At 42.7% G+C, this 26,623-nt stretch carries 21 protein-coding genes; 13 read left to right on the forward strand and 8 right to left on the reverse strand.

The features are described 5' to 3' along the window. The first annotated feature begins 254 nt into the window (after positions 1–254). Both ACRD7A_RS17965 and ACRD7A_RS17970 read left to right on the forward strand, forming a co-directional pair. A complete protein-coding gene (locus ACRD7A_RS17965; protein WP_430812734.1) occupies positions 255–2,513 on the forward strand; it encodes a sodium-translocating pyrophosphatase in 2,259 nt (752 codons plus the stop codon). A 210-nt stretch (positions 2,514–2,723) separates the two neighbouring features. Continuing rightward, positions 2,724–3,632: an outer membrane beta-barrel protein gene (locus ACRD7A_RS17970; protein WP_430812733.1), complete on the forward strand. Its 909-nt coding sequence runs from the start codon at positions 2,724–2,726 to the stop codon at positions 3,630–3,632. 11 nt (positions 3,633–3,643) lie between these two features. Here ACRD7A_RS17970 and atpG read toward each other — a convergent pair whose 3' ends face one another. The 8 genes from atpG to ACRD7A_RS18010 all read right to left on the reverse strand — a co-directional run bounded on the left by atpG (position 3,644) and on the right by ACRD7A_RS18010 (position 11,216). Next, the gene (gene atpG, locus ACRD7A_RS17975; RefSeq protein WP_430812732.1) at positions 3,644–4,525 is read right to left on the reverse strand and encodes an ATP synthase F1 subunit gamma; all 882 of its coding nucleotides are present in this window, start codon (positions 4,523–4,525) and stop codon (positions 3,644–3,646) included. A 6-nt stretch (positions 4,526–4,531) separates the two neighbouring features. After that, positions 4,532–6,115: a F0F1 ATP synthase subunit alpha gene (gene atpA, locus ACRD7A_RS17980; protein WP_430812731.1), complete on the reverse strand. Its 1,584-nt coding sequence runs from the start codon at positions 6,113–6,115 to the stop codon at positions 4,532–4,534. A 21-nt stretch (positions 6,116–6,136) separates the two neighbouring features. Further along, positions 6,137–6,673, reverse strand: a complete 537-nt coding sequence (gene atpH, locus ACRD7A_RS17985; protein ID WP_430812730.1) for an ATP synthase F1 subunit delta — start codon at positions 6,671–6,673, stop codon at positions 6,137–6,139. A 71-nt stretch (positions 6,674–6,744) separates the two neighbouring features. Beyond that, positions 6,745–7,239 carry a F0F1 ATP synthase subunit B gene (atpF, locus tag ACRD7A_RS17990; RefSeq protein WP_430812729.1) on the reverse strand — a complete coding sequence of 165 codons (495 nt, stop codon included), beginning with the start codon at positions 7,237–7,239 and terminating at the stop codon, positions 6,745–6,747. Positions 7,240–7,254: 15 nt separating this feature from the next. Then, positions 7,255–7,464: an ATP synthase F0 subunit C gene (locus ACRD7A_RS17995; RefSeq protein ID WP_430812728.1), complete on the reverse strand. Its 210-nt coding sequence runs from the start codon at positions 7,462–7,464 to the stop codon at positions 7,255–7,257. Between the two features lie 24 nt (positions 7,465–7,488). After that, positions 7,489–8,568, reverse strand: a complete 1,080-nt coding sequence (gene atpB, locus ACRD7A_RS18000) for a F0F1 ATP synthase subunit A (RefSeq protein ID WP_430812727.1) — start codon at positions 8,566–8,568, stop codon at positions 7,489–7,491. 392 nt (positions 8,569–8,960) lie between these two features. After that, positions 8,961–9,344 carry a bactofilin family protein gene (locus ACRD7A_RS18005; RefSeq protein WP_430812726.1) on the reverse strand — a complete coding sequence of 128 codons (384 nt, stop codon included), beginning with the start codon at positions 9,342–9,344 and terminating at the stop codon, positions 8,961–8,963. A 57-nt stretch (positions 9,345–9,401) separates the two neighbouring features. Further along, positions 9,402–11,216: an adenylate/guanylate cyclase domain-containing protein gene (locus tag ACRD7A_RS18010; RefSeq protein WP_430817963.1), complete on the reverse strand. Its 1,815-nt coding sequence runs from the start codon at positions 11,214–11,216 to the stop codon at positions 9,402–9,404. A gap of 87 nt (positions 11,217–11,303) precedes the next feature. Between ACRD7A_RS18010 and ACRD7A_RS18015 the strand changes: the two genes are divergently transcribed. The 11 genes from ACRD7A_RS18015 to ACRD7A_RS18065 all read left to right on the forward strand — a co-directional run bounded on the left by ACRD7A_RS18015 (position 11,304) and on the right by ACRD7A_RS18065 (position 26,477). After that, complete coding sequence (locus ACRD7A_RS18015) at positions 11,304–12,137, forward strand: universal stress protein (protein ID WP_430812724.1); 834 nt, start codon at positions 11,304–11,306, stop codon at positions 12,135–12,137. 117 nt (positions 12,138–12,254) lie between these two features. Further along, on the forward strand, positions 12,255–12,836 hold the full coding sequence (locus tag ACRD7A_RS18020; RefSeq protein WP_430812723.1) for a non-canonical purine NTP diphosphatase: 582 nt from the start codon (positions 12,255–12,257) through the stop codon (positions 12,834–12,836). Next, positions 12,829–15,189: a type IX secretion system anionic LPS delivery protein PorZ gene (gene porZ / locus ACRD7A_RS18025; protein ID WP_430812722.1), complete on the forward strand. Its 2,361-nt coding sequence runs from the start codon at positions 12,829–12,831 to the stop codon at positions 15,187–15,189. The genes ACRD7A_RS18020 and porZ overlap by 8 nt, the downstream gene beginning before the upstream one ends. A gap of 47 nt (positions 15,190–15,236) precedes the next feature. Then, the gene (locus ACRD7A_RS18030) at positions 15,237–16,778 is read left to right on the forward strand and encodes a phosphoethanolamine transferase (protein WP_430812721.1); all 1,542 of its coding nucleotides are present in this window, start codon (positions 15,237–15,239) and stop codon (positions 16,776–16,778) included. A 103-nt stretch (positions 16,779–16,881) separates the two neighbouring features. Further along, complete coding sequence (locus ACRD7A_RS18035; RefSeq protein ID WP_430812720.1) at positions 16,882–19,629, forward strand: DUF3352 domain-containing protein; 2,748 nt, start codon at positions 16,882–16,884, stop codon at positions 19,627–19,629. A 12-nt stretch (positions 19,630–19,641) separates the two neighbouring features. Continuing rightward, positions 19,642–20,631 (forward strand): Gfo/Idh/MocA family protein, encoded by a 990-nt coding sequence (locus ACRD7A_RS18040; RefSeq protein ID WP_430812719.1) that lies wholly within the window; start codon positions 19,642–19,644, stop codon positions 20,629–20,631. A 330-nt stretch (positions 20,632–20,961) separates the two neighbouring features. Then, a complete protein-coding gene (locus tag ACRD7A_RS18045; RefSeq protein WP_430812718.1) occupies positions 20,962–21,531 on the forward strand; it encodes a SiaB family protein kinase in 570 nt (189 codons plus the stop codon). A 14-nt stretch (positions 21,532–21,545) separates the two neighbouring features. Next, positions 21,546–21,926 (forward strand): DUF1987 domain-containing protein, encoded by a 381-nt coding sequence (locus tag ACRD7A_RS18050; protein WP_430812717.1) that lies wholly within the window; start codon positions 21,546–21,548, stop codon positions 21,924–21,926. Positions 21,927–21,955: 29 nt separating this feature from the next. Beyond that, the gene (locus ACRD7A_RS18055) at positions 21,956–25,006 is read left to right on the forward strand and encodes an ATP-binding cassette domain-containing protein (protein WP_430812716.1); all 3,051 of its coding nucleotides are present in this window, start codon (positions 21,956–21,958) and stop codon (positions 25,004–25,006) included. A gap of 56 nt (positions 25,007–25,062) precedes the next feature. Continuing rightward, complete coding sequence (locus ACRD7A_RS18060) at positions 25,063–25,971, forward strand: hypothetical protein (RefSeq protein WP_430812715.1); 909 nt, start codon at positions 25,063–25,065, stop codon at positions 25,969–25,971. Positions 25,972–26,039: 68 nt separating this feature from the next. Further along, entirely contained in the window at positions 26,040–26,477 is a 438-nt protein-coding gene (locus tag ACRD7A_RS18065) for a hypothetical protein (RefSeq protein ID WP_430812714.1), read from the forward strand. Positions 26,478–26,623 lie beyond the last annotated feature (146 nt).

Genomic DNA, 26,623 nt, shown 5'->3' on the forward strand with positions numbered 1-26,623 from the left:
AATATTTTTGCGGAATCGTTTATCAGGCTGCTTAAAATCACTATCTTGTGAGTGTGGGGCAGTCATTGTGTGAGAAAGATGAATAGGAGTATCTCCTGAAATCGCTGGCGCATGAATCATTTCATTCCTAAGAAACAGTCATTTTTAAACTTGCCAGGCAGCGTGTGCATTGATACAATGATTTGCACACATAATGGGCTACACTCCTATCCTCCTGTTAGCCAAACTCATTTACTAACTATAACTACTTTTCTATGGAATTAATTTTTTGGTTTATACCGTTTGCTTCGGTTTTAGCATTGGTATTCGCGTGGATCTTCTTCAAAACCATGATGAAAGAGTCAGAAGGTACTGATAGGATGAAAGAGATAGCTCAGCACGTACGGGAGGGAGCCATGGCCTATCTTTCGCGTCAGTACAAGGTGGTAGGCATCGTTTTTCTGGTTCTGTTTATCATCCTTACCATTCTGGCTTTTATTGGTGTTCAAAATCCTTTTGTGCCGGTTGCTTTTCTTACAGGTGGTTTCTTTTCGGGCTTGTGCGGATTTTTGGGGATGAAAACCGCCACTTTTGCCTCGGCACGCACGGCTCATGGGGCATCTTTTTCACTCAATCGGGGTTTGAAAGTTGCCTTTCGCAGTGGCGCTGTCATGGGGCTTGTCGTAGTGGGCTTTGGGCTGATTGATATAGCGCTATGGTACTACCTGTTAAACCATATTTATGATCATAACATTTTTGGATTGGGACTTGCAATTGCCGAGGAGGTGCAATTAATGGGTGCCTGGTCTGCCGATTTTGTGAATAATGCAGACTGGACACATGCCAAGATGGTACATATCACCACCACCATGCTTACTTTCGGTATGGGAGCTTCCACACAGGCTTTGTTTGCCCGTGTGGGCGGAGGTATTTATACCAAAGCAGCTGATGTGGGTGCCGATTTAGTTGGGAAAGTAGAAGCAGGTATCCCCGAGGATGATCCACGTAACCCGGCAACCATAGCCGATAATGTGGGTGATAATGTGGGCGACGTGGCCGGTATGGGCGCCGACCTGTATGAGTCCTATTGTGGTTCTATACTCGCCACCGCAGCACTTGGTGCTGCTATATCGATGAATTCTGGTGCTTTTAATGAAAAAACCATTATCGCCCCGATGATTGTAGCCGCTATAGGCATTATCTTCTCCATTTTAGGTGTATTTATGGTACGTACCCGTGAAGATGCTTCGGCAAAGAATCTATTAAATTCGCTGCTGGTAGGTACGGCTGGTTCATCTGTATTAATCCTCGTAGCCATTGCTGCAATGGCCTATCTTGGTTGGTTTGGATGGGGTATTTTTGGTGCGGTGGTGGCCGGTCTGCTGGCGGGTATCATCATTGGGCAAGGCACTGAATATTATACATCCGATGGCTATAAACCCACACAGGGCATTGCCAAACAGGCACTTCAAGGACCTGCAACCACCATTATTGATGGCGTGGCCGTGGGTATGTATTCCACCTGGATTCCTGTGGTAACTATTGTGGCGGGTATCATTGCTGCTTTTGGTTTTGCCGGGGGCTTCACCAATTTTAGTGAAGGGGTGTACGGTATTGGCTTTGCCGCAGTGGGTATGCTCTCAACGTTGGGTATCACCCTGGCCACTGATGCCTTTGGACCCATTGCTGATAATGCCGGCGGTAATGCTGAGATGGCCGAATTGCCCAAGGAAGTGCGTGAGCGCACCGATGCTCTCGATATGTTGGGTAATACCACAGCTGCCACAGGTAAGGGCTTTGCCATAGGATCGGCCGCATTAACCGCTATGGCACTGCTGGTAGCTTATATGGAGGAAGTGCGTATATGGCTGAAAAAAGTACCGGAGCTGGGAGATCATTTTATTGCGGTGACAGGTGCTGAGAGTTTAACCAAGGCTACCATTCAGAACTTTGTTGATTATTATGAGTTGAATGTGTTTAATCCACTAATGCTGGCAGGTTTGTTTATCGGTGCCATGATGGCCTTCTTGTTCTGTGCCATGACCATGAAGGCGGTAGGACGTGCAGCCGGTGCCATGGTGGATGAGGTGCGTCGTCAGTTTAAGGAGATACCCGGTATCCTGGAGGGGACAAGTAAGCCCGAGTATGCCAAGTGCGTGGCCATTTCAACCAAAGGAGCCCAACGCGAAATGATGTTGCCTTCTATCCTGGCCATTGCTGTTCCTATCATCGTAGGTATTGTATTTGGTGTTGCCGGGGTGATCGGCTTGCTCATGGGCGGCTTGGTAACCGGCTTTACCCTGGCGGTGATGCTTAATAATTCAGGTGGTGCCTGGGACAATGCCAAGAAATACATTGAGAAAGGACATTATGGAGGTAAGGGCAGCGAAGCCCATAAGGCCGGTGTTGTGGGCGACACGGTGGGTGATCCCTTCAAAGATACTTCAGGCCCATCTCTGAATATCCTTATCAAATTAATGACTATGGTTTCTGTGGTTATGTCTGGCCTGACGGTGATTTACTCGCTGTTTTAAGCTGGGTTTAATTGGCTTTATTTTAATCTTTTTCATTAGGCAGAGAGATGTTTCGGTTTCAACATCTCTCTCCTATCTTTACTTTTTTTCTCAAATCCTGCCTGGTAGAGCTTTATGTAACGCTTCTCTCTTACAAGGCATTTATAAGAACGGTTCCGTAAAGAGTTTAATAATATGGAACCTTCAAATTCTACTAATTGTACTTTATATATGAGAAATATATACCTTATCGGGCTGTATTTATTCGTTTTTAACGGCTTGTTCGCCCAAACAAATGAGGGTCGAAAAACCCTTTTGTCCGTGCATGCTGGTGTGGGCGCGGCCAACTTTATAAATGCAGAGGCGCCACACAAGCTTATTAGTCCCTCCTATAACTATGTGTTGATACCTTTTTCTGTTTATGACGAATGGCAGTATGAGCCTCGTTTTTTGAAGGATATGCGATACGATTTTGTGGTGGGCCTGGGTATCGAACATTATTTCAAGCCCACATGGTCTTTATCACTGTCTCTGAACTATGAAGGGAAGGGAATTGCCCTGGATAACGTTTATGAAGAAGTTCACACAGATGCGGAGCCTATGTGGATGATGCAAGAGCACCATACAATGGAGGTGAGTAATCATTATCTCGTATTACCGATGGCAGTGCGTAAGTACATCACCGCAGACAATCGATTTTATGTACAGGGTGGTGCTTATTTGGCCTACCTGCTCAACAATCGTGTAGATATTGATATGGAAGGTGCTGTTCGAAGCAATTTTTTAACGGGAGACGATTATCAGTATGTGCAAGATCAACCTATTGATGCCAGTTATGCAATGGTTGTTAATGAAGACTATTTTGTAAATGAACAAACTCAGCAATGGGATTACGGCCTTGTTGCGGGTGCCGGTTTCAATCAAGCTCTCTCTTCCAGGCTCTTTCTGAATGTGGATTTACTCCTAAGTTTCGGTTTACGGTCTTTGGATGCTGTGTACAACAATGACTATAAAACCACCATGTCCCCTTCGCTCAATGGTTATAAGAAGGGTATTCAGTCCGGCAATTACTACGGATTTAATTCATCGGCCAAAAATTTTAGTGCCGTGCTTACGGTTGGCTTAGGATGGCAACTTTGATAAGCCCTTGCCTATTTTTTCAGCGCTTCGGCGCCACCAACTATTTCCAGTATCTCGGTGGTGATGGCTCCCTGACGTGCTTTATTATACTGTAGCTGTAATTCACCCAGCATTTCGGTAGCATTATCGGTGGCTTTGTGCATGGAGGTCATGCGGGCGCCATGCTCTGAGGCCAGCGATTCGAGAATAACGCGGTAAAACATGGTTTTAAGAGCATCGGGAATTACACGCTTAATAAAAGTGGGTACGTCTGGTTCAATTATGTAGTCGCTAGAAAGGATCTGGGCCTCCTCGGCATTGGGCAATTCCATGGGCAGGAATTGCTCAGAGCGCATAATTTGCACAGCGGCATTCTTGTACTCGTTGTATACGAGCACGATGCGGTCGTATTTCTCGGTGGCAAAGGCGTTCATAAGCTCACTTGCTATGTCAATCACCTTATCAAAGTTAAGATGCGTATAAACTTCGTTATGATCTTGTATGACCCTGTAGCCTCTTTGTTTCAATACCTTTTGTACTTGCTTGCCAATGGCCAATATATCTACTTTGCCAAGAGTATTCTGTGCCCTGAAATTCACTTTACAGAGCCTTTCTACTTCTTTAATTACATTGGTATTGAAAGCGCCGCACAGGCCACGGTTAGATGCAATGGGCACAATGAGAATGTTATGAGGTGGACGTACTTTTGACCAGATCACCTCAAAGTTATCTTCGAGTGCGCCGGATAGTTTATAGATAATGCCGGCCAAACGATCTACAAAAGGACGTATGTGGGAAATGTCGTCCTGAGCTTTCTTAAACTTGGCTGCCGATACCATTTTCATGGCACTGGTAACCTGTCGTGTCGTCTTTACCGAGTTAATCCGAATACGTATGTCCTTTAAGCTTGGCATAATGGTCTATTCTTCACTTAGGTATTTATGGGCAATATCACTGGCAATTGCCTCTAGCTTGGTGGTTACATCATCGTTATAAGTGCCGTTTTTGATGGACTGCAACAAGTCGGGGTGATGCAGCTCGAGTCTTTCGATAAATTCTTTTTTCCATTCTTTCACTGCACTTATCGGTACATCCTTCAATAGTCCTTTGGTACCACAGTAGATTAATGCTACCTGTTCTTCTACTTTTATGGGATGGTACTGTTGCTGCTTCAGTAACTCCACATTCTTACGGCCCTTGTCAAGCACCAGCATGGTGGCCGGATCCAGGTCAGAACCAAATTTGGCAAAGGCCTCCAATTCGCGGTATTGAGCCTGATCAAGCTTGAGGGTGCCCGCCACTTTTTTCATGGGTTTGATCTGTGCACTTCCGCCAACGCGCGATACAGAGATACCAACGTTAATAGCTGGTCGCACACCTGCGTTAAAGAGGTCACTCTCAAGGAATATCTGACCGTCGGTAATGGAGATTACATTGGTGGGTATGTAGGCCGATACATCGCCTGCCTGTGTTTCAATAATGGGCAATGCTGTTAGTGACCCTCCCCCTTTTACATGACCATGCAGCGATTCAGGAAGGTCGTTCATGTGTGCAGCAATCTCATCTGACTCAATAATTTTAGCTGCTCGCTCCAGTAGGCGGCTGTGCAGATAGAAAACATCACCCGGATAGGCTTCGCGCCCAGGGGGCCGACGCAGTAAAAGGCTTACTTCGCGGTAAGAAACGGCCTGTTTGGAAAGGTCATCATAAACGATGAGAGCGGCGCGCCCTGTGTCACGAAAGTACTCACCTATGGCAGTGCCCGAGAAGGGTGCATAGAATTGCATGGCCGAAGGGTCGGCAGCTGGTGCAGATACCACAGTGGTATATTCCATGGCGCCATGCTTCTGCAAAGTGTTTACGATTTGAGCTACCGTACTTCCTTTCTGTCCCACGGCCACATATATACAAAAAACCGGCTTTCCCTCCTCGTAGAACGAGCGTTGATTAATAATGGTGTCGATGGCAATTGCTGTTTTGCCCGTTTGACGATCCCCAATAATCAATTCTCGCTGACCACGGCCTATGGGTGTCATGGCATCAATAGCCAGCAGCCCTGTTTGCAAAGGTTCTTTAACCGGCTGACGATAGATTACCTGTGGGGCTTTGCGTTCCAGGGGCATTTCAAAGACAGAACCTTGTATGGGACCTTTTCCGTCGATGGGCTCACCAATTGCATTGATCACCCGGCCAACAAGCCCTTCTCCCACATTGATGGAGGCAATGCGTCCGGTTCGTTTTACCAGGTCACCCTCTTTAACGGCCTGTGCACTGCCAAAAAGCACAACTCCAACATTGTCCTGCTCCAGGTTAAGCACCACCCCCATACACGACTCCAGTTCCACCAGTTCGTTAGACTTCACATTGGTAAGGCCAAATACGCGGGCTATGCCATCGCCTACTTGCAACACGGTGCCCACCTCCTCAAGGTCGGTGGCTGTTTGGAAGCCGGCGATCTGCTTTTTTAATAAATCCGATACTTCAGCGGGTTTTATGGTATCCATGCGAAATTCAATTTAATGTGTTTAACTCAGCAATTGCCTTTTTATTTTTTTCAGTTTTGAACTCATGCTTGCATCGGCCATCTTACCATCTACCATAAGAATGAAACCGCCTAGTAGTTCAGGCTTCACTTTTATAGTTAATTCAATAGATGCCCTTAAATGGTCATGCAGGAATTGCTTTAGCGCCTGAAACTGTGAATCGTTCAATGCGATAGCCGTAAACACGGTAACTGTTTTAATGCCTTTATCACTTTTATAAAGTTCTACGACCTGCCTGCTGATATCTTCGAGCAAAACCTCGCGTTTGTTGGTAATGAGCAAATCCACCAGATTCCGTGAATTGATAGAAATAGCCCCGTCTAACACCGAGTGAAAGGCCTTTCTCTTTTGTCCAGGTTTAATTACAGGACTATACAATAATTCAATAAACCCCTCGGCTTCCTTACAGTAGTTTAGTAGTAACTTCATATCCTGATACACGTCATCAAGCACCTGCTGCTCCTGGGCGAGCATAAAAAGCGCTTTGGCGTATCGGTTGGCTATTAAACTTCTGTTCATTTGTTTATGTTAGCAATTGTTTTAACTCCCTTATTCAAAAGGATTAAAGCTTCCCTGATGTATTACCTGACTTAATTAAAGTTAACCTCGTGCAAGTATTTATCAATAATGGCCTGCTGCTTATCGCTTGCCTTTAACTCTTCTTCCAGCAGTTTGCCGGCAATGTCCACCGAAAACTCAGCTACTTTTTCTTTCAGTTGAAGGATGGCTTCATCTTTCTCGCGCTTGATCTGAAGGCGGGCAGTGGTAATGATCTTATCTGCTTCCTCCTGTGCTTTGTTCTTTGCATCCTGCAACATTGTTTGTTTTAATTCCCGTGCTTGTTTTATCAGGGCTTCGCGCTCTACCTTGGCTTCGTTCATAATCGCTACCTTGGTGGCTTTTATGTCCTCCACCTCCGCTTTGGCCTTTTCGGCAGCTGCCAGCGCATACTCAATGGTTTCCTCGCGCGACTTAACGGCGTGCAATATCGGTTTCCAGGCATAGCGTTTTAGGATAAAAACCAATAGCCCAAAGGTAATGGCAGACCAAAATACCAAGCCAGGATCTGGTGTTAAAAATCCCATAATCCTTTTGTTTTATTAACCGTTCATCCAGACTACTACGATGGCAAACAAGGCGGCGCCCTCAATAAGTACCGCAGCAATAATCATTGCTGTTTGTATTTTAGAGCTTATCTCGGGTTGTCGTCCCATCGCCTCCATGGCACTTGATGCTATGCGACTAATACCATAGGCTGCTCCAATAATAATTAAGCCGAGTCCAATTGTGGTTAATGATAAACCTTCCATATGATTACTGTTTATAGATTAGTTTTAATGTTCTTCGCTTTTTACGGCCATGCCTATAAACAAAGCCGATAAGAGTGTGAATATATATGCTTGTAATGCTGCTACTAATAATTCCAACATAAACATCATGAGCCCCATTAGTATTGAGGCAGGAGCAATAGCCAGTGACTTCATGACAAAGATTAATGACATAAGACTCAGGATGATGATATGACCGGCCGAGATGTTGGCAAATAAACGAATCATCAAGGCAAATGGTTTTGTGAACAGCCCAACAAACTCTATGATGGCAAGCAAAGGGCGTATTGCAATGGGTGCGCCCGGCATCCAGAAGATGTGTGCCCAATAGCTTTTTGAGCCGTTGAGGTTGGTTACAAAAAAGGTGATGAGTGCCAGCACCATGGTCAATGAGATGTTTCCTGTGAGGTTGCTTCCGCCCGGAAAGAATGGGATTAAGCCGATGAGGTTATTAATCCATATAAAAAAGAAAAGGGTGAGTAGGAAGGGCAGGAATTTATCTGCTTTCTCTTTTTCCATCTGCTCATAGGCTATGTCATCGCGCACGAATAATATCAGGGGTTCCAGAAAGGACTGTATCCCTTTGGGTGCGCCTGCTTCTTTGCGGTAAAGTTGCGCTGCCCTTGTAAAAAGCCCAATGATTATTAGAACGCTGATCCACATGGAAGCTACATTCTTGGTGATGGAAAGGTCGAAGGGTTTTTCGTTTAATACCTCATGCTTATCATCGAAGTTCAGGGTGCCTTCGGCATCGGTTTTATAGATCTTTCCGTGGTAGAGGCTGTAATAGTTTTTGCCTTGCTGAACAGTTTTTTTGCCGTGGTCAAAAGCTGAAGACATAAACAGCTGCAGGCCATCATCAATAAGGATGATGGGTAAGGGAATGGTGATATCTGTTTTTTGACCTTCACTATTGTTGTAAGAAATTACATGCCACTCATGGGCATCTGCAATATGATGCATAATCATTGCCATGGGATCAAATTCCTCTTCGGAATGAGTCTCCACAGTATCGGAGGCATATGTGCTATACGGTAGCACACATAGCGTCAGTACTGCAAATAGTAGTTTTATCGTTTGCTTCAAGCGGTTTGCAGTTTATGATTCGTATTTCAGTATGCGAATTTTAATGATTATGTCCGCCATTGATAAGTGCGAAATAGTTCATTAAACAACAATAGTATATCTCTTTTGTTTTCAGAGGCCTGAGGATTTAAGAAAAGAAACAGATATACAAAAAGGAAGGATAGCTTTAAGTTTAACATTATCAAGAAGATAAAGCTAATGCTGTTGAGGGTTTTTAGAATGCCTGCAAATGCGTAATAAAAAAGAAGGTAGGTGCCCGACAGAAATCAAGCAGGCCCTCACCTTCTCTGTTTATTTTAGTAAAGTGCTGCCCATGGTTCTGATGTCAGTATTCTGGCAGCAGGTCTTTTAAAGGGATAAGCAAGACCTAGTGAGTACGCGGAGTAGGGGTGTTATTTTTTGCCATTTGATGGGGCGGTACCCGCAGGTGTTACTTTATCATCCATATTGCAAGTGCCGGTGAATACAGCGCCTGGTTCAATGGAAAGTTTACTTGTTTTAACATCGCCATGCAGTTTGCTGGAGGCTTTGAGCGATAATAGCTCGGTAACGGTCAGTTTTCCATCGAATGAGCCGTAAATATCACAGTTAGTGCATTTCACTTCGCCGGTAACAATGCCGTTTTGTCCCACCAATACCTTTCCCTTAGAGATAATGTTACCATCGATGGAGCCATCAATTTTAATATCTCCGTTGGTCTCAATATCACCTTTGATTTTGGTGCCTGGCCCAATCATGTTGGGTAGTTTATTTTCCGTATCGAAATTCTTAGCCATTTTCCTGTTGTTAGTTTTAAGAATAAAGCAAATATAGATATTTTATGCTTATTCGTCTTATTTATTATCTACCAGAGCTTTTAATTTTTGGAGCTGACGGGTCTTGTTAACTTGCCTTAGCTCACGTGCCGTTGCTGTGTAATAGGTGTGTGATCCAATAAATTCATATTGTTGCTGATTCCACTCTTTAATACTCATTTTTCCGTTGTAAGTGTTCAGCTCTTTATATAATTTGTCGGAAAGGGAGATAAAATCGGCTCGACCCAAATAGTCCAAATCGGCATCTTTTAAAATACGCTCCAGGTAGTTTCGTGGCTTGTTTTCGTGGCGAGTGGCATTAATTAGTTCAACAACCTGTTCAATCTGATCATCTTCATATTTAAAGCCAGGTAGTATTTCCTTAGTAAATTTAATGCTATTGTCTTCATGATTGTCATATTCCACTAAAAAGCCTACATCGTGCAGCAATGCTGCCGTTTTAAGTAGAAGCAGGTCTTCCGAGCTAACCTTTTCTCCGCGGGCAAGAATCTCCACGCGGGTTAGTACATCTTTGGTATGGGCTCCGTTGTGGTACTGTATATTTTCAGACAGCTCATTGTTCAGTTTGTTCAAAATAAATGTTTCCAAATCGCCCAGGCGTATGTGTTGAAGCTTTATACGAAATTTTCGGTTGGGCAACGCCCCTGTTTCATCAGCCGATAGTTCCGGTTTTAGGCGCCGTACGAAGTACATATCTGTTTCGCCTTTATATTTTACAGGCATCTTACCGCGATAGTCGCAAATGAAAAAGTCTTTAATGAGTTCGTAGGTTACGCCTGTTATGTTAATCATGCCTGCCATTCCTGAGCTTTCCATTCGTGAGGCAATATTGACAGTGTCGCCCCATATGTCAAAAGATACATTTTTGGTGCCTACCTCTCCTGAGATTACAGGTCCTGTATGTATGCCAATGCGTAGCTCCCAAAAGCCCAGTTCGCTTTTTTGTTCAGCACGACTATCCTGCATGAATTTCTGCATCTCCAGCCCTGCCAGTACAACTTCTATTGGGTTGGTACGATTGATATTGGGAATGCCACCGGCACACATATAGGCATCGCCAATGGTTTTAATCTTTTCAATGTTGTATTTTTCTACGACAGCATCAAACTGAATAAAGAAACGATCAAGTTCATCTACCAGTGTTTCAGGATTAATGTGTTCCACTATCTTGGTAAACCCTTGTATATCGGCAAATAGAACAGTTACCTTCTTGTATTTTCGCGATCGGGTGCGGGTTTGTCTTGCGGAGTTAGTTTTTGTGCCTTGCGTTCTTTGGTTGGCTTTGTCTCTAATACGAAAGGTTTTTCTTACTTCGTTTTCAATGCTATGAGTTAGGAGGCGTATACGCTGTTTAAAGGCAATTATGATTACCACAAAGATCATGAAGCTGATGAGCACAATGAGGGCAATATAAAACATTGTTTGCTTCCAAAAAGGCAGGTCAATAAGTACGGTGGCCTCATGTTTGTTGCCATTGGATAGTTCAAGCTGGAAACGGTAAGTGCCCTCCTTCACCTTGAAAAAAGTAGCAGCATTACGCTTCGACCAACTGCTCCATTGTTGTGTGTGCGGTACCAAGCGGTACTTATACAGCAAGGAGCTATCGCTATGCCAATAGATGGCAAAGGTTTTTTGATCGATTTTTACTCCTTCCCCATTTAGTATTTGTGTTTTGTTATCCGGTGTTTCCAACCATACTTGAAGTGGGGGATTTTGTGGGGCTGCATTTTTTGCGAACAAAAACGGCGCTGCTGCGTACACTAAGGCGACTAAGTAATATATTTTGAAACGTAGTAATTTAGAAAGTGATATGTTGATTGCTTTTTTCGACATAATATTTTGCTATCGCCTCTTACTTGCAATTAGAATCAAAAGTACTATATTTATTCCGTTAATAAAGAACATTCAGGAGAGCTTTTTATGGACACAAAAAAGAACACAATTCTGGTTCCGTATGACTTTACCGAGGTAGCCGATAATGCCGTGCAGCATGCTATTAAGGTGGGTAATGAGCTGGATGCAAGCATTCATATATTGCACATAGCCAAAAAAGAGGAGGAAATGGCTGCGTTGGAAGAGAAACTTAATAAACGCGCCGATGAGATTGGAGAAAGCTGGGGTGTTCGACCTTCTGCCTTGGTAAGGGAGGGTACAATATTTAAAACCATTAACGCAGTAGTAGAAGAGCTGGATTGTCTGTTGGTAGTAATGGGCACCCATGGCATGAAGGGATTACAAAAGCTTACCGGTAGCTGGGCGCTGAAGGTTATTGTGGGCTCAAAAATCCCCTATCTGGTGGTTCAGTCACCTCCCAAGCGTAAGGATTATCAAAAGATTGTGTTTCCGGTCGACTATAAGTCAGAGAGTAAGGAAAAGCTGAAGTGGATTCAGTTTATGTACCAATTCTCGCGGCCAAAGATTTATATGTATGCCGCGGCTACCAAGGAAGGTATCATTGATAGCAGGACGAAGGCCAATGTGGTATTTTCTAAAAACTATCTGCATGAAAAGGGTATTGATTATGAGTTAGTGCTGTCTGATGGTGAGGAGTCTTTCTCAAAGGAGACTATTCGGTTTTCCGAAAAGATCGATGCTGACCTGGTGTTGGTGATGACAACCCGCGACATTGCTTTTCATGATTATATGCTTGGAGCCTACGAGCAATATATAATTGCCAATAGTGCTAAAATGCCCGTTTTGGTCATTAATCCGAGAACTGATTTGATGAAGTACGGTTACGGTGGATTTGGTTGATAAATAGCTCTAAATAATATTAGCGGAAGACGGTTCTTTGTTGAGGATCGTCTTTTTTTATAGGAATTAAAATACTTTTGTAAGGAAGACGTTTAAAAAAAGTAAGATAGGAAATATATGGAATTGGTTTTTGCAACAAACAATCAGCATAAGCTTGACGAGATACAGGTCTTGTTAGGTCAGCATATTAAAGTGCTTAGCCTGATGGATATTGGCTGTAGTGATGAAATACCCGAGACAGGTTATACATTGGAGGCCAATGCGCTGCAAAAAGCAAGATATATTTACGATCGATACGGAATGAATTGCTTTGCCGATGATACAGGCCTTGAGATTGATGCCCTGAATGGAGCACCTGGTGTTTATTCGGCTCGCTATGCCGGTCCTGCTCGCGACGCGGAAGCCAATATGACAAAGGTGCTTCAGGAGCTGGAGGGAGCAGTCAATCGTAAGGCACGTTTTCGTACTGTTATGGCCTTAATCATCGATGGTAAATTTCATCAGTTTGAAGGCTGTGTTGAGGGCGATATACTAAGCGAGCAGACGGGGCATGCTGGTTTTGGCTATGATCCCATTTTTCAGCCGGAAAGTTACAATATGTCTTTTGCCGAAATGCCGCTGGAAGAGAAAAATAAGATAAGCCATCGGGGGCGTGCTGTTGTTAAACTTGTTGATTTTTTAAACAGACCATATGAGTAAAAACCTGATGTTAATAGTGCTTTTTCTCAGTGCTGTATTTCTCAGTGAAGGACAAAGCCGGTGGCGTGACCATTTCTCATATCGAAATGCTAAGAGTATCGCTGAATCAGAAAATTTTGCAATAGTTGCTTCTGAAATGGGGCTGATGCTTTTTGATAAACTAAATCCAGAAGTGCGTAAACTCAGCCGTGTAAATGGATTAAGCGATGTTGATATCACGGCAGTGCAGGCATTGTCAAATGATGTTTTTATAGTGGGTTATGCCACGGGGAATATTGACCTTGTAAGTGAGGAGGGTACCATTAATATTCCCGATTTTAAAATTAAAAATATACAGGGCTCCAAACGCATTAACCATTTTTATGTGGATGGTGAAAGAGTATATTGTAGCACCGATTATGCACTTCTCGTCGTTGATGTTGAAAAAAATGAGGTGACTGACACATATTTTCTTGGTGTTAATTCAGAGCGTTTGATAATTTATCAGACGCTAGTGCGCGACGAACAGATTTATGCGGCCACTGACCGCGGCTTGCTTCGTGCTTCTTTGGATAATCCTTTAATTGTTTATGATAAAGGATGGGAATTGGTATCATCGGGATATGCCGCCTGTGTGGCTGTCGATCAGCATGGTAATGACCTTGTAATGGCGGAGAAAGCGAATGATGAAACACGTATTTTGTATGGAGACCAATATTCGTGGAACGGATTAGTTTCTTTGCGAAATTTTCAAAGTATGCGCAGTCAGGCTGGTAAATTGGTTGTAGCAGCTTTGAGTTTTGTTACGGTCTATAATGAAAACTATCTTATTGACCAGGTCATTGAATCCTATTCTTTTGATGGTAATCTGCGAGTACAGGATGCTATCTATTCGCCATTTGAAGATGTCTTCTTTTTAGCAGATCGAAATTTTGGGTTGGTTGAGGTTGCCAATGGCATCGATATTTCTTACGTGGCTAATGGACCTTATTCGAATCATACCTTTGATGTTTATGCGAGTAGAGGCGTCGTTTATTCAACAGCAGGCGGTCTTACGGCAGATAATAACAACCTGAATCGCACTATAGAGTATTCGGTTTATAACATTGGGCAAGGGCATTGGAGTAGTTACCTTAGTAGTGTGCGTGGCAGCTCCTCTACGGCTCGAGATTTACTGCGGATCTGCTCCAGTTCGGTAAACGATTCATTAGTGTATATGTGTAGCTGGGGTGGAGGTATTTTTGAAGTGCGTGGTAGCGATGCACCTGTTCATTACGATGAAAACAATAGTGGCTTGCAGGATATTTATCCCGATTCACGGAAGTATGTTCGTGTCGGAGGGATTGCCAGTGACAGTGAGGGTAACATCTGGATGATGAATGCCGGCGTGGATGCGGGAATCGTTGTTAAGTCAGGTGATGATTGGTATCAATTTGATTATGCTGCCGCTAATAAACTGCATAGTACTGGTCAGATTATGATTACGAGTAGTGATCAGGTATGGATTCCCATACCCCGAGGAGCCATTGGTGAGCGACAAGGTATTATGGTAATTGATACAAAAGGGACCTTGCTCGATGACGACGATGATGAGTACAGGAGTGGTGCTGCAGTTGGTTATGGAAATGACCCTAGAAATAAAGGTGTTCTTCGCTTGTGGGATGAAAACAAAACCGAGATTACCCGCACAGTGTTATCTATGGCCGAAGATAAAAATGGCTATATCTGGCTGGGAACCGATCAGGGTATATTAGTTTATTATCGACCGTGGGCTATTTTCTCCGAGCCCTATCCAGTCGCGAGCCGCATAAAGGTACCTCGCAACGATGGCAGTAATCTGGTGGATTACCTACTGGAGAAAGAACGAATATCCAGTATTGCTGTTGATGGAGCTGATCGCAAATGGATTGGTACGGAGGATTCCGGTCTTTACCTGGTATCGGCGGATGGTTTGAAAACTTTCGCCACTTTTAATATGAGTAATAGTCCTTTGCCCTCCAATAGCATTACCAGTGTGGCTATTGATCCGGTTAGTGGGGAGGTTTTTATCGGTACAGCCAAGGGAATTGTGTCATACAAGGCAAAAGCTACCCAAGGCACCGACAGCTTTAGTAGAGTGTATGCTTACCCCAATCCTGTGCGCGAAGATTTTAAAGGTGATATTACCATTACAGGATTGATGGAGAATAGTAGTGTTAAGATAACAACGATCAGTGGTAAGCTGGTTTATGAGACGCGCTCGTTGGGAGGTAAGGCCTATTGGAATGGTCGCAATTATAATGGTAAAGAAGTAAAAACCGGCGTGTACCTCATTTATGTAGCCAGTGAAGATGGTTCCGAGAGTGATGTTATTAAAGTTTTAATAGTGCGATAGAGACGATTGACTCTATTTAAATGAACGAATTTTCTTTAAGAGTATTCATGGCAAAGTCAGAAAAATGCATGCAATGGAGCATTGTGTATCTTATTTCCATCTTATCAGTTAGTGTAATTGTTGGGCTTAGCAATTATATTCGTATTCCACTAAAATCTCTTGCAGATGGTATTTCGTATTTTCTCCATGCTGCTATTTTGGTGGGAGGTATAATGGGTATCCTGTATGCCATAAGTATTAATCGATATGTATTCATTATTGCATTTCCACCCTTTGTTTTTCTGACATTGCTAAGTGGCTATTATCTGCTTTTTTATAATATTACTATAACGGGTGCAGTGGTGGATGCAGTTTTGAATACAGACTGGCAAGTAAGTCGTGAGTTTATGTCTGTAGAACTATTGTTTTTTGCCGTTGCAAGTATTCTTGCAATTGGATTTATCATGCGTTTACGTCTTAATATTAGTCCGTTATTTCGCCGTCGTATATTATTACATATAATAATCTCAGTAGTGCTTATTTTACCTTGCATTATGGCAAATGCCCTTCGGGCGAATACCATGATAAACAGAGCTCCATTCACTTTGCTGGGAGCTTCTCAGGAGTATTTGAAAATTAAAAATTTAAACGCCTTGCCAAGAACGGATGTTGGTCTGGATGCTATTGTCAGTGGTAAGGATACACTGCGTGTGATTTTGGTATTAGGTGAGGCTGTACGCAATGATCATCTCGGGTTTAACGGCTACCATCGAAACACTACACCCCGTTTGTCTCAACGTGAAATTATTTCTTTTAGCAAAACGAGGTCGTTACATAGTTACACTGCGGCATCTGTGCCTCAGTTGCTTACTCGCGCAGATATTAATAGCGCTGAATTCGCTTATACCGAAGAATCCATCATCTCCATATTGAATCGATGTGGTTTTCAGACATTTTGGTTAGGCAACCAGACGCCCGATTATACTTATGATGGATTTGCTAAGTCAGCAAATTGGTACAAGAACGTTGCGCTAACTTCCAGTAGCTATTCCGATAAGAAATGGACAGATGAAAATATTCTTGCCCATTTAGACGAGATTATGCCCTTTGATGGTCAAAGGACATTTGCTTGTTTACATACCATCGGTTCACATTGGTATTACAATTATCGATATACCAACTCCTTTAAGCATTTTGTACCCGTTACAAAATCACGATCGATTCATCATAATTCTAGTAATGAAATTATTAATGCTTACGATAATTCTATCCTGTTTATGGACTATTTTATTGATGAGCTTATCAAACGTTTGGAAGATGATAATGCGATTATGATCTATATGTCTGATCATGGTGAGTTACTTGGTGAGGATGGGATGTGGTTGCATGCTGCAGAACATCATGTATTGCACGATGCCGCTTGCTTCATATGGATGTCAGAGAAGTTTAAAAGTAAGAACAAGGCAAAGTATCGAAGTGCCAAAGAGAATTCTGCTAAGCACTTCACTACATCCTTGCTTTTTCATTCTATTCTTGGTTGTTGTGATATTAAGACAGGGGTTCGCGATGATAGCCACAACATCTTTTCGTCAGGCAATGATGGCTTATAAATTGTTAGTGATATTTGCGCATGTAAGTTATCAAAATTAGTTTTGTAGAAACGCACTTATATCGTAAGTTCACATGTTTGTTAAACCAATCTGACGTTTTTGTATGAAGAAAGGCTGGGCGCTGGCTACTGTTGCTATTTGTTGTTTACTACTCGGATATATTCTATTTCAGGTAAATCGTGATAAAAAATACGATAATGGACGTGCATTGTCAGCTATTCCTGCAGATGTGGCTATTATCATTAAAGCCGAGAGTCTTGAATTTATCAGCGAGGCCATGCATAATACCATTGCGTATGGTCAGGAGTTGCAACATTCTGCGCTTGGAGGTGGATTGCGGAAGTACTTGACAGGCCTTGATTCTCTCAAGACTAGTGAAGGTATTCCTATCTCCAATGTTATTGGAGCTTGTCCCCTTAAATGCTCCTTGCATCCTCAAGGGAAGGATCAGGTAAGTGCGTTATTCATGTTTGAGTTGCCCAACCGCCGGAAGGAAAGTGAAATAGAGCGCATAGTTACACAAGCGTCTCAGTTTGGATTTACTCATAATAGCCGTAATTATAATGCCCAACGTATTCATCATATCGCAGGTAAGGGGCAAAATTGGTATCTTAATATCAACAAAGGTCTTTTGTTGCTTAGTCGCTCCAGTCTATTGATTGAGGCTTCCATTAGGCAGCAGCAAACCGGTAGTAACTGGACCGATGCGGCCGACTTTAAACAGATTTATAAGACAATTGGTGCGGGCACAAAGCTAAATGTGTTTTTTAATTTTGAGCGTCTGCCGGCTGTACTCAAGTCATTCGCTGCTGCTTCCTTTCAGCAGAGCATGGGTATTCTTCAGCAGCAAAGTACCTGGGGTGAGTTTGATATAGATATCAATGAAAAGTCTCTGCTTTTTAACGGCTTTATCAATGGAAACAATAAAGGAATTCTTCCTTATTTAATGAACGATGCCAAGCCACAGCGTAGTAAATTGCATCAAGTATTACCACAAAATACGCGCGCTTATATGTCCTATTCCTTGGGTAGTGGAAGTGAACTAAAAAAGCGAGTGGCTGCTTTTCATAAGGATAATAACCGGGACACCTATCAGCAGGCGGTGCATCGTTTGGAACAAAAGTATCAGTTTAATCCCGAGGATAAATTTTTTGACTTGCTGAATGGAGAGCTGGGGCTCGCCTTTGGCGATTATAATTATCTGCAGCCCGAAGCCAATGGGTTGCTTGTTCTTAAGCTAAAAAGTCAGAGTGTAGGCCGCGACGTATGCCTGGAGATGCTTCGTCAGATGCAAGGTGAAGGAAGAGGGCAAAGTGTGGCGCGAGTGTATCAGCCCGATAGTGGTATCCGTTACCCTATTTACCGGGGTTTCTCGGATGATATGATTAAGGACTTGTTGGGCGTTCTCTTTCCGAAAGTTCCGCAAAGGTACGTAGCTTTTTACGAGGATAACCTTTTAATTGCTGATGCTCCCGTGGTAATTGAGCAGTTTATTTACGATAATATGCTGAATAAAACACTGAGCAACAGCAAGACGCATCAGTCCTTTTTGCGTAATTTCTCCAATCGCGAGAATGCGTTTGTGTTTTGTGAAACCGCACATTTTCAACCATTGCTGGGGCAAGCCTTCGCTCCCTTATTCAGTGATTTCGGAGATGATCAAAAAGAGGCTCTTGCCAATTTTTATGGTTTAGGCTTTCAACTGAGTGGTACAGGAAACATGACTTATGCCACAGGGTTTTTGCAGTATATGCCAGCTCGCGAATCTGAGCCCCGCACCGTGTGGCAAAGCTTGCTTGACTCTACCGTATGCCTTAAGCCTGCTCTTGTCAAAAATCATTACACCAATGAACGTGAAGTGATTGTGCAGGATAAGAAAAATAACCTTTACCTGATGAGTAACAATGGGCGTGTACTTTGGAAAAAACCATTGGACGGACCCATACTGAGTGAGGTTACACAGGTAGATTATTACCGTAACAATAAGTTACAGTATCTTTTTAATACGAAGAAATCACTTTATCTGCTTGATCGAAATGGTAATCACGTGGCGAAGTTTCCTGTGAGACTACCATCCGAGGCAACCAATGGTATGGCGGTTTTTGATTACGATAACAATCGTAACTATCGCCTTTTTGTGGCCTGTGCCAATCGAAAGATTTACCTCTTTGATGGCGATGGAAATATAAACACCGGTTGGCGGTTCGATAAAACGGATGGCCGGGTAAGTATGCCCATTCAACATTTTCGCTCTAATGGAAAAGATTACATCGCCTTTGCTGATGATAAGCGCAACTACATTTGCAGTAGAAGGGGTGCCGAACGTGTTAGGCTCAGTAAACAGTTTATAAGAAATGTCCATTCACCTTATTTTATTGAAGGCGAAAATAAAAAAGGAGACTGCCTGGTAACGACTTCAAGTAGTGGTCAGTTGGTTAAGATTGATCTGGCCAGCGGAAAAGTACGACAGCGTGAGCTTATGGATATTGATGGGGATCATGCATTAAGTGCATTTACCATGAAAGGGGCACCTCATTATTTAATTACAGAGCCGCACCGGGTTACATGTCTAACGAATAAGGGCAAAGAGGTGTTCGAAAAGGCTTTTGAGGAAGAAATAAATCTGCACGTAGATCGTTATCAGTTTTCTGCGAGTAATACCAAGTTCGGTGTATCAGAAAAGCAGGGTACTCGTATCTTCCTGCTTAACGCGGATGGAGAAACCTATAAAGGCTTTCCCCTCAAAGGACGATCTCGTTTCAGTATAGGTTTTCTAAAGTCATCAGCATCTCGCTTCAACCTGCTTGTGGGAGGTGCGGAAAACTATGTATATAATTATCAGGTGAACTAAAATAAAAATGCTATGCAACAACTTCGTATGGGTGTTTTGGGTATTTCCAATCATTTCCTTAAGCGTATTATATTGCCTGTCAGTAAGCTTGATAAGGTGAGTATTGAGGCCATAGCATCAAGAGATGCAGTTAAAGCTGCCGATTTTGCCAGCTCATGGAGCATTGGAAAGCACTATTCCAGCTACGAAGATTTGCTGGCAGATAAGGACATTGATGCCGTATATATCCCCTTGCCCAATCATCTGCATGCCCAATGGATAAGCAAAGCAGCGGCTGCCGGTAAGCATATATTGTGCGAGAAGCCCCTTTGTATGACGGCCGCTGAAACGGAGGCTGCTGTTGCTATTTGTCAGCAAAACAATGTTTTGTTGCAGGAAGCTTTTATGTATAAGTATCATCCTCAGTGGCGAAAGGTGCAGGAAATTATACGCACCAATAATATTGGCTCAATACAATCGATTCATACCGTTTTCACATACAACAATGCTTCCCCAACCAATATTCGCAACATCAAAGAATATGGCGGTGGTGCACTACGTGATATTGGCTGCTATGCGGTGTCAGTGCCCCGATTTTTGTTGGGTAAAGAGCCACAGCGTGTAATGGGTATGCTCAATATCCATCCTCAGTTTGAAACAGATTGTTTGAGTAGTGCCTTGCTTGACTTCGGAACGGCTCATGCTTCATTTTCTGTGGCTACCGGTGCTCAGGCCTTTCAGCAGGTAGATATTCTGGCATCGTCCGGTCGCATAACCGTGCATCTGCCCTTCAACAGTCATCATGATGTGGCAGCAAAAGTAACCGTAGATGCGGCCAATGGCACCCGTGATGTATTCCTCGATCCGGTAGATCAGTATGGTCTTATGTTTGATGCTTTTGCTGATTGCTTATCATCGCGCGAGGATTTTTTAGTTCAGGATAATGATGCGGTTCTAAATCAGAAGGTATTGGATGCTTTATTTCGATCAGCGCAATCTCAAGCCTGGGAGTCGCCTGGCTAATTTTTTTGCTTATTAATGCCCTGTGAGATAATTCATTATTTTACTGTATGTGAGCTATTTCTGTATGGGAATTTGATCATTGGTCAAGGCAAAGGGTCAATTTGCGGAAAATATTCAAACAATTATCTGGTTTTTGCGTAACAGCACAGATAGGTAGCGTAAGAAAATTTCTATCTTGTCGAAGATGACCAGTGTGAATAAGAAATATCGGTCATGAAGTGTAAAAATCAATGGGAGAAAGGCCATGTTAATTTCATTGTTCTTTCTACTTTTGCATTTCATGTTATCTTCATAAGATAGAGAAGTAGTAAGCAAAACACACTTCAAAGTATGGATAAGATTAAAGAAAACCATGGTTTTCTGGACTTTGCATATCAGATGTACAAGACCATGAAAACCAATGAAATCAATTTGGTTTACGAGGGCGAAGTGACCCAGGAAATTACAAAGACCTTTACTTCGTTAACCGAAAGAAGTCTGGAGAAAAGCCAGGAATCGAATACGGTGCAACGCAAAGTATTCAATGTGATGGTAGAGTGTCTTCAGAACATTAGTAAGCACGCTGATTCGCTGGATGAGGAAGAGGACGGACGTCGCGGCATCGTGATGGTAAGTCATGGCGAGAGTAGCTATAACATTATTACAGGTAATGTTATTAAAAACGAAAAGGTCCCTGAATTAAAAGCCAGTCTGGAGCATGTGAATAGTCTAGATAAGAAGGGTTTATCAGAGCTATATAAAAAGCAGATGCGTGAAGGACGGATATCGGAAAAGGGAGGTGCCGGTCTTGGTTTTATCGATATTGCCAAAAAAACCGGTGGTAAGCTCAATTTTGAGTTTAAGAAACTTAATGAAGAGGTAAGCTTTTTTATCTTAACATCAACTGTAGAACGTAACTAATCGGATAAAACAATATGGAAGTAATTAATATTGCGGGCACTGACGATACCCCAAATGTAATTCTGGATAAGGACAATGGTAAATTCGAAATCTCGGGTCGTTCTTTACCCGAAGATGTAAACATGTTTTATGAACCCATCCTGAATTGGATTGACGGCTATGCCGAAGCACCGGCCGATAAAACAGAGTTTAATTTTAAACTGGAGTATTTTAATACCGCTTCGTCAAAGGTTATTCTGGATATTCTACTGAAGTTTGAAGAGATTGTTGAGAATGGCCATGATGTGGTGATCAAATGGCATTATCACGAAGAGGAAGAAGATATGCAAGAAGCCGGCGAGGAGTATGCCGACATTGTTGAAATTCCATTTGATTATATTTCCTACACCGACTAGAACATTTATTTTTTAGAGAATATTGAAGTATGAGTGAAGAGATTCTGAAAGCACTGATGCAACTGTTTGGCTTGATTGCCAAACAGGATGGTGGTGTTGAAGCGAATGAGACAGAGTATGTAAGAACGTTCCTTGAGCAGCAACTCAATGCCGAAGCTGTTGAAGAATATTATTCGCTCTTCTTAAAATTTTCTAAAGATTCGAAGCTGGGCCGAGACGATAAGGAAGGCAAAGTTAAACTAACTTCCATGAAGGATTCCGTGAAGATTCTCGGAATCTGTAAGAAGATTAATAAGAAGCTCAATAAGGAGCAAAAGGTAGTAGTGCTGCTTCGTTTGTACGAGCTCGTTAATGCCGACCGAAAGTTTACCGAACAGCGAATGGCCATTATTAATACCGTGGCCGATGTGTTTAAGTTGCCCCAGGACGAGATTGAGGCCATTGAAACCTATACGGTTAATAATGACTTGTCGAAGCTTGACTTGGATGATGTGTTAGTGGTCAATCATCAGGCTCCCCAATTTGAAAAGGCCAAGCATATTCAAGCGGGTGATATTGATGGCAATGTATTGATATTAAGGGTCAATAGTGCCGGGCTTTATTTCGTTCGTTACACCGGTAATCAGGATATTTTCCTGAATGGTTTGCTTATTAATAACCGTCGCATCTATCTGTTTCCCAAAGGTAGTTTTGTGAAGTTACCCAAAGGACAGCCGGTTTATTATACTGACGTGGTGTCGCGCTTTATGTCCGATTCGGCCGTGTCAAAAATCTCTTATGAGGTCAATGATGTGGGCTTCCAGTTTAAGACGGGAGGCATCGGCTTGCGCAACGTTAATATTGCAGAAGAGCAAGGTAAGCTCATTGGTATAATGGGGGCCAGCGGTGCCGGTAAAACCACTCTGCTCAATGTGCTTTGTGGTAATGAAACACCCACACAGGGCGAGGTACTTATTAATGGTTATAACCTGCACCACGAGCGGGATAAGGTAGAAGGTGTAATTGGGTATATACCGCAGGATGATCTGCTGATTGAAGAGCTGACGGTATATGAGAATCTCTATTACAATGCCAAACTGTGCTTTAAGGACAAGGCGGAGGACGAGATTGAGACCATGGTGAACAATACCCTCACCAGTCTGGGGCTGTATGAGCGGCGTAACCTTAAAGTGGGCTCTCCACTGAATAAGATGATTAGCGGGGGACAGCGCAAGCGACTGAACATTGCGCTGGAGCTGATTCGCGAGCCTGGTATTCTGTTTGTCGATGAGCCCACATCCGGTTTGTCATCGCGCGACTCGGAGAATGTGATGAATTTGTTGCGAGAGCTGGCGCTGAAAGGAAAGCTCATTTTCGTAGTGATTCACCAGCCTTCGTCGGATATTTATAAGATGTTCGATAAAATGTACATTCTTGATACGGGTGGATATCCTGTGTATTACGGAAACCCCAGTGAGTCGCTCATTTATTTTAAACAGCTGGATGCGCAAATCAACAGTGACCAAGGGGAGTGTGCTACTTGCGGTAATCTTAACCCCGAGCTTATTTTCAACATCATCGATGCCAATGTAATTGATGAGTATGGTAATTATACCAATAAGCGTAAAACTTCGCCGCAGGAGTGGCACGAACACTATAAGCAAAACATTGAGCTGCCTGAGGTGGAACAGGTTACCTCTACCCCACCTAAATCATTGGATATACCCTCGTGGTTCAAGCAGTTTTTTATTTACACGCTACGCGATTTTAAGTCGAAAATCAGTAATAAGCAGTACATCCTTCTTAACCTGCTGGAAGCGCCCTTTCTGGGATTTATACTGGCGTATTTAATTCGCTATATCGTCGATCCGGAATCTAACGTTTATGTATTCCGCGAGAATGAGAATATTGCACCCTATATTTTTATGGGTATTATTGTGGCGCTTTTCTTCGGGTTGATAATCAGTGCCGAAGAGATTTTTAAAGATGCCAAAATATTAAAACGGGAAAAGTTTCTGAACCTGAGTCGCTCCAGTTATCTGGCATCTAAGGTTTTGATCCTGTTCGTTATGTCGGCTATTCAGATGACTTTGTTTGTTTTTGTGGCCAACACCATTTTGGGCATCAGAGGAATGAATTTTGAATTTTGGTTAGCACTTTTTTCAGTATCAGCCTTTGCCAATATCCTGGGCTTAATATTGTCAGCATCCTTCAATTCTATTGTCACCATATACATTCTTATCCCCTTGGTAATGATACCACAGATGGTGCTGGGTGGTGCTATGTTTACCTTCGATAAGCTTAACAAAGATTTTACCAGTATTGATAAAGTGCCCCTGGTTGCTGAGGTGATGCCATCGCGTTATATTTACGAGGGACTTATTGTACATCAGTACAAGCACAATAACTTTAAGAAGAACATCTTCGAGGTAGAGCTGAAGCAGAGTAGTTCTGATTTTAAGAATGTCTATTATTTGCCCGAGTTGGAGGAGGTGCTTGACAATTGTCGTAAGGCCGATGTGAGCAGTGAGACCTGCAAAAACGATCTGGCTTTGCTTCGCAACGAGCTGGGCAGGGAGATGAAGCGGGTTCCGTCCATCAAGTTTGAGGCGCTGGATCAGTTGCATCCCGATGCATTTAATGTGGCCGTTGCCGATAAGGCAAGCGCCTATATCGAGCAGCTTAAGGCGCATTACCGTGATATTTTTAACCTGGCCGATCAGACCATTAATCGCTTTATGTCGGAGAATATTCGCAATAACCGCGAAAAGTTCGACGCCGTGCGAAATGCCTATTTTAATGAGAGTATATCGGACATTGTTCGTAAGACCTTTGATAAGAATAAGATACTGCGCGATGGCGATAAACTCATTCAGGTAGTAGATCCTATCTATCAGGTACCCGAACCCGAATCGGCCGTGTCCTTCCGCACGCATTTCTTTGCTCCGCAAAAGCATTTTGCCGGTTCTTTTTATGACACACTGTGGTTTAATATTGCCGTGGTATGGCTGCTCACCTTAATGCTGTATGCTGTGCTTTATTTCGACTTGCTGAAAAAAGGGATGGATGCCATTGGCGAATTAAAACTGTTTAAAAAGTAACCTTTTACTATCTAATGGAGTATAATTGCTTCAATCGAAATTTAAAACGTACGATAATGTTGAGAAAATTTAGTTACCTAACCATGATGATTGCCGGAGTTTTTCTTATGTCCGCATGTTCCGGTTCATCGAAGAAAAGTAGTGAGGATGAGTTAACACTTTCTGCCCCAGCTCAGAGTGGTACTTTGGAGCTATCGGAAGAAGTGATGAGCGATGTTATTCAAAATATATCATCACCGGTGGAGATGGCTTCAATAATAAAAGCTACCGGCGTTGATTTCTCACAGAAAATATTGAATAACACCGACAAGGTGGATGATTACAACACCAGCTACAAGCGTGCTTTAAACCTTGGTGTTTACAGTGCTGACCTGGGTTACATCAATACCTTTGATAAAAACAATATTGTAGTATCGTACCTGGTAGCTATTAAAACACTTTCGGAAGGCATTAAAGTGGGTCAGTTCTTCGATTTTAACTCACTAAAGCGCATGGCTACCAACCATAATAACCTGGATTCGCTGATGCAGATCTCTATTTCAAGCTTTAACCAGATGGATTCTTACCTGCGCAGTCAGAAGCGTAGTAATGTATCATCTCTGATCGTAACAGGTGCCTGGATTGAAGGTTTGTATTTGACAAGCAATGTGATTGAACAGACTAATAACGAGAGCCTGGTTAATCGTTTAGCCGAGCAAAAGGACATTATTAATATCATCGAGATCATCATTAAAAACTATGGTAGCGACCCTGATTTCGCTGAGTTGGCACAACGCTTGGGTAAGTTAAGAGCTGCTTACGAGGGGGTTAAAATCACAACCGAGTTTGCCGAGCCTAAAACCATTGAGCAGGACGGTCAGTTAATCATTGTGCAGGACGAAATTAGCCACGTAGAAATCACACCTGAGCAGGTGGCAAATATAAACGCCGAAATTAAGTCCTTGAGAGAATTCATCGTGTCGTAAAGTCTGCGTGTTTGAAAAAAAGTTATTTTTGCAAATGTTCTAACCCAGACCAATATAAAATTGATACCATGAAAAAATTATTTTATAGTTTCCTAGTTCTCTTTGTAATAAGTGCCTTTAGTGCATCAGCGCAATGTGGTGATGATTTGCTTAAGACGGCACTGAAGGAAATGGGATCGAGCCAGTACATCAAAGATTTTTCAGTGGAGATGGTGAAAGAGAAGAAAGACACCAAAACCGGTTTCGTAAAATTTACGGTGCTACTGAATAGTAATACGCAGTATAAGTTTAACATCGTTAATGGCCCTTCCAATTCCGAGAAAATGATTATGCAGCTTAAGGAAGGCGATAAACTTATTAGTAGTAATTTCCATAATGGTAAACTGTATGATTCATTCCAGTTCATCTGTCGTAAAACCGGCGTTTACCACTTGTATTTTTCGTTTAAAGGCGGACAGGAAGGATGCGCCAAGGCTGTTCTTTCGCTTGTTAAACAGCTACAGTAGCTAATTGCTAAGCCATATAATCTCAAAAGCCGTTCTGTTAGAGCGGCTTTTTTTCGTGCTTATTACGGCAGGCACTTTCAGAAGTGATACTTATGAAGAACAATATATGAGGTTAATCTTTGTTGATTAGCCTTTTTGTTTTTCAT

The organism is Carboxylicivirga longa (assembly GCF_050589825.1).
Lineage (GTDB): Bacteria > Bacteroidota > Bacteroidia > Bacteroidales > Marinilabiliaceae > Carboxylicivirga > Carboxylicivirga longa.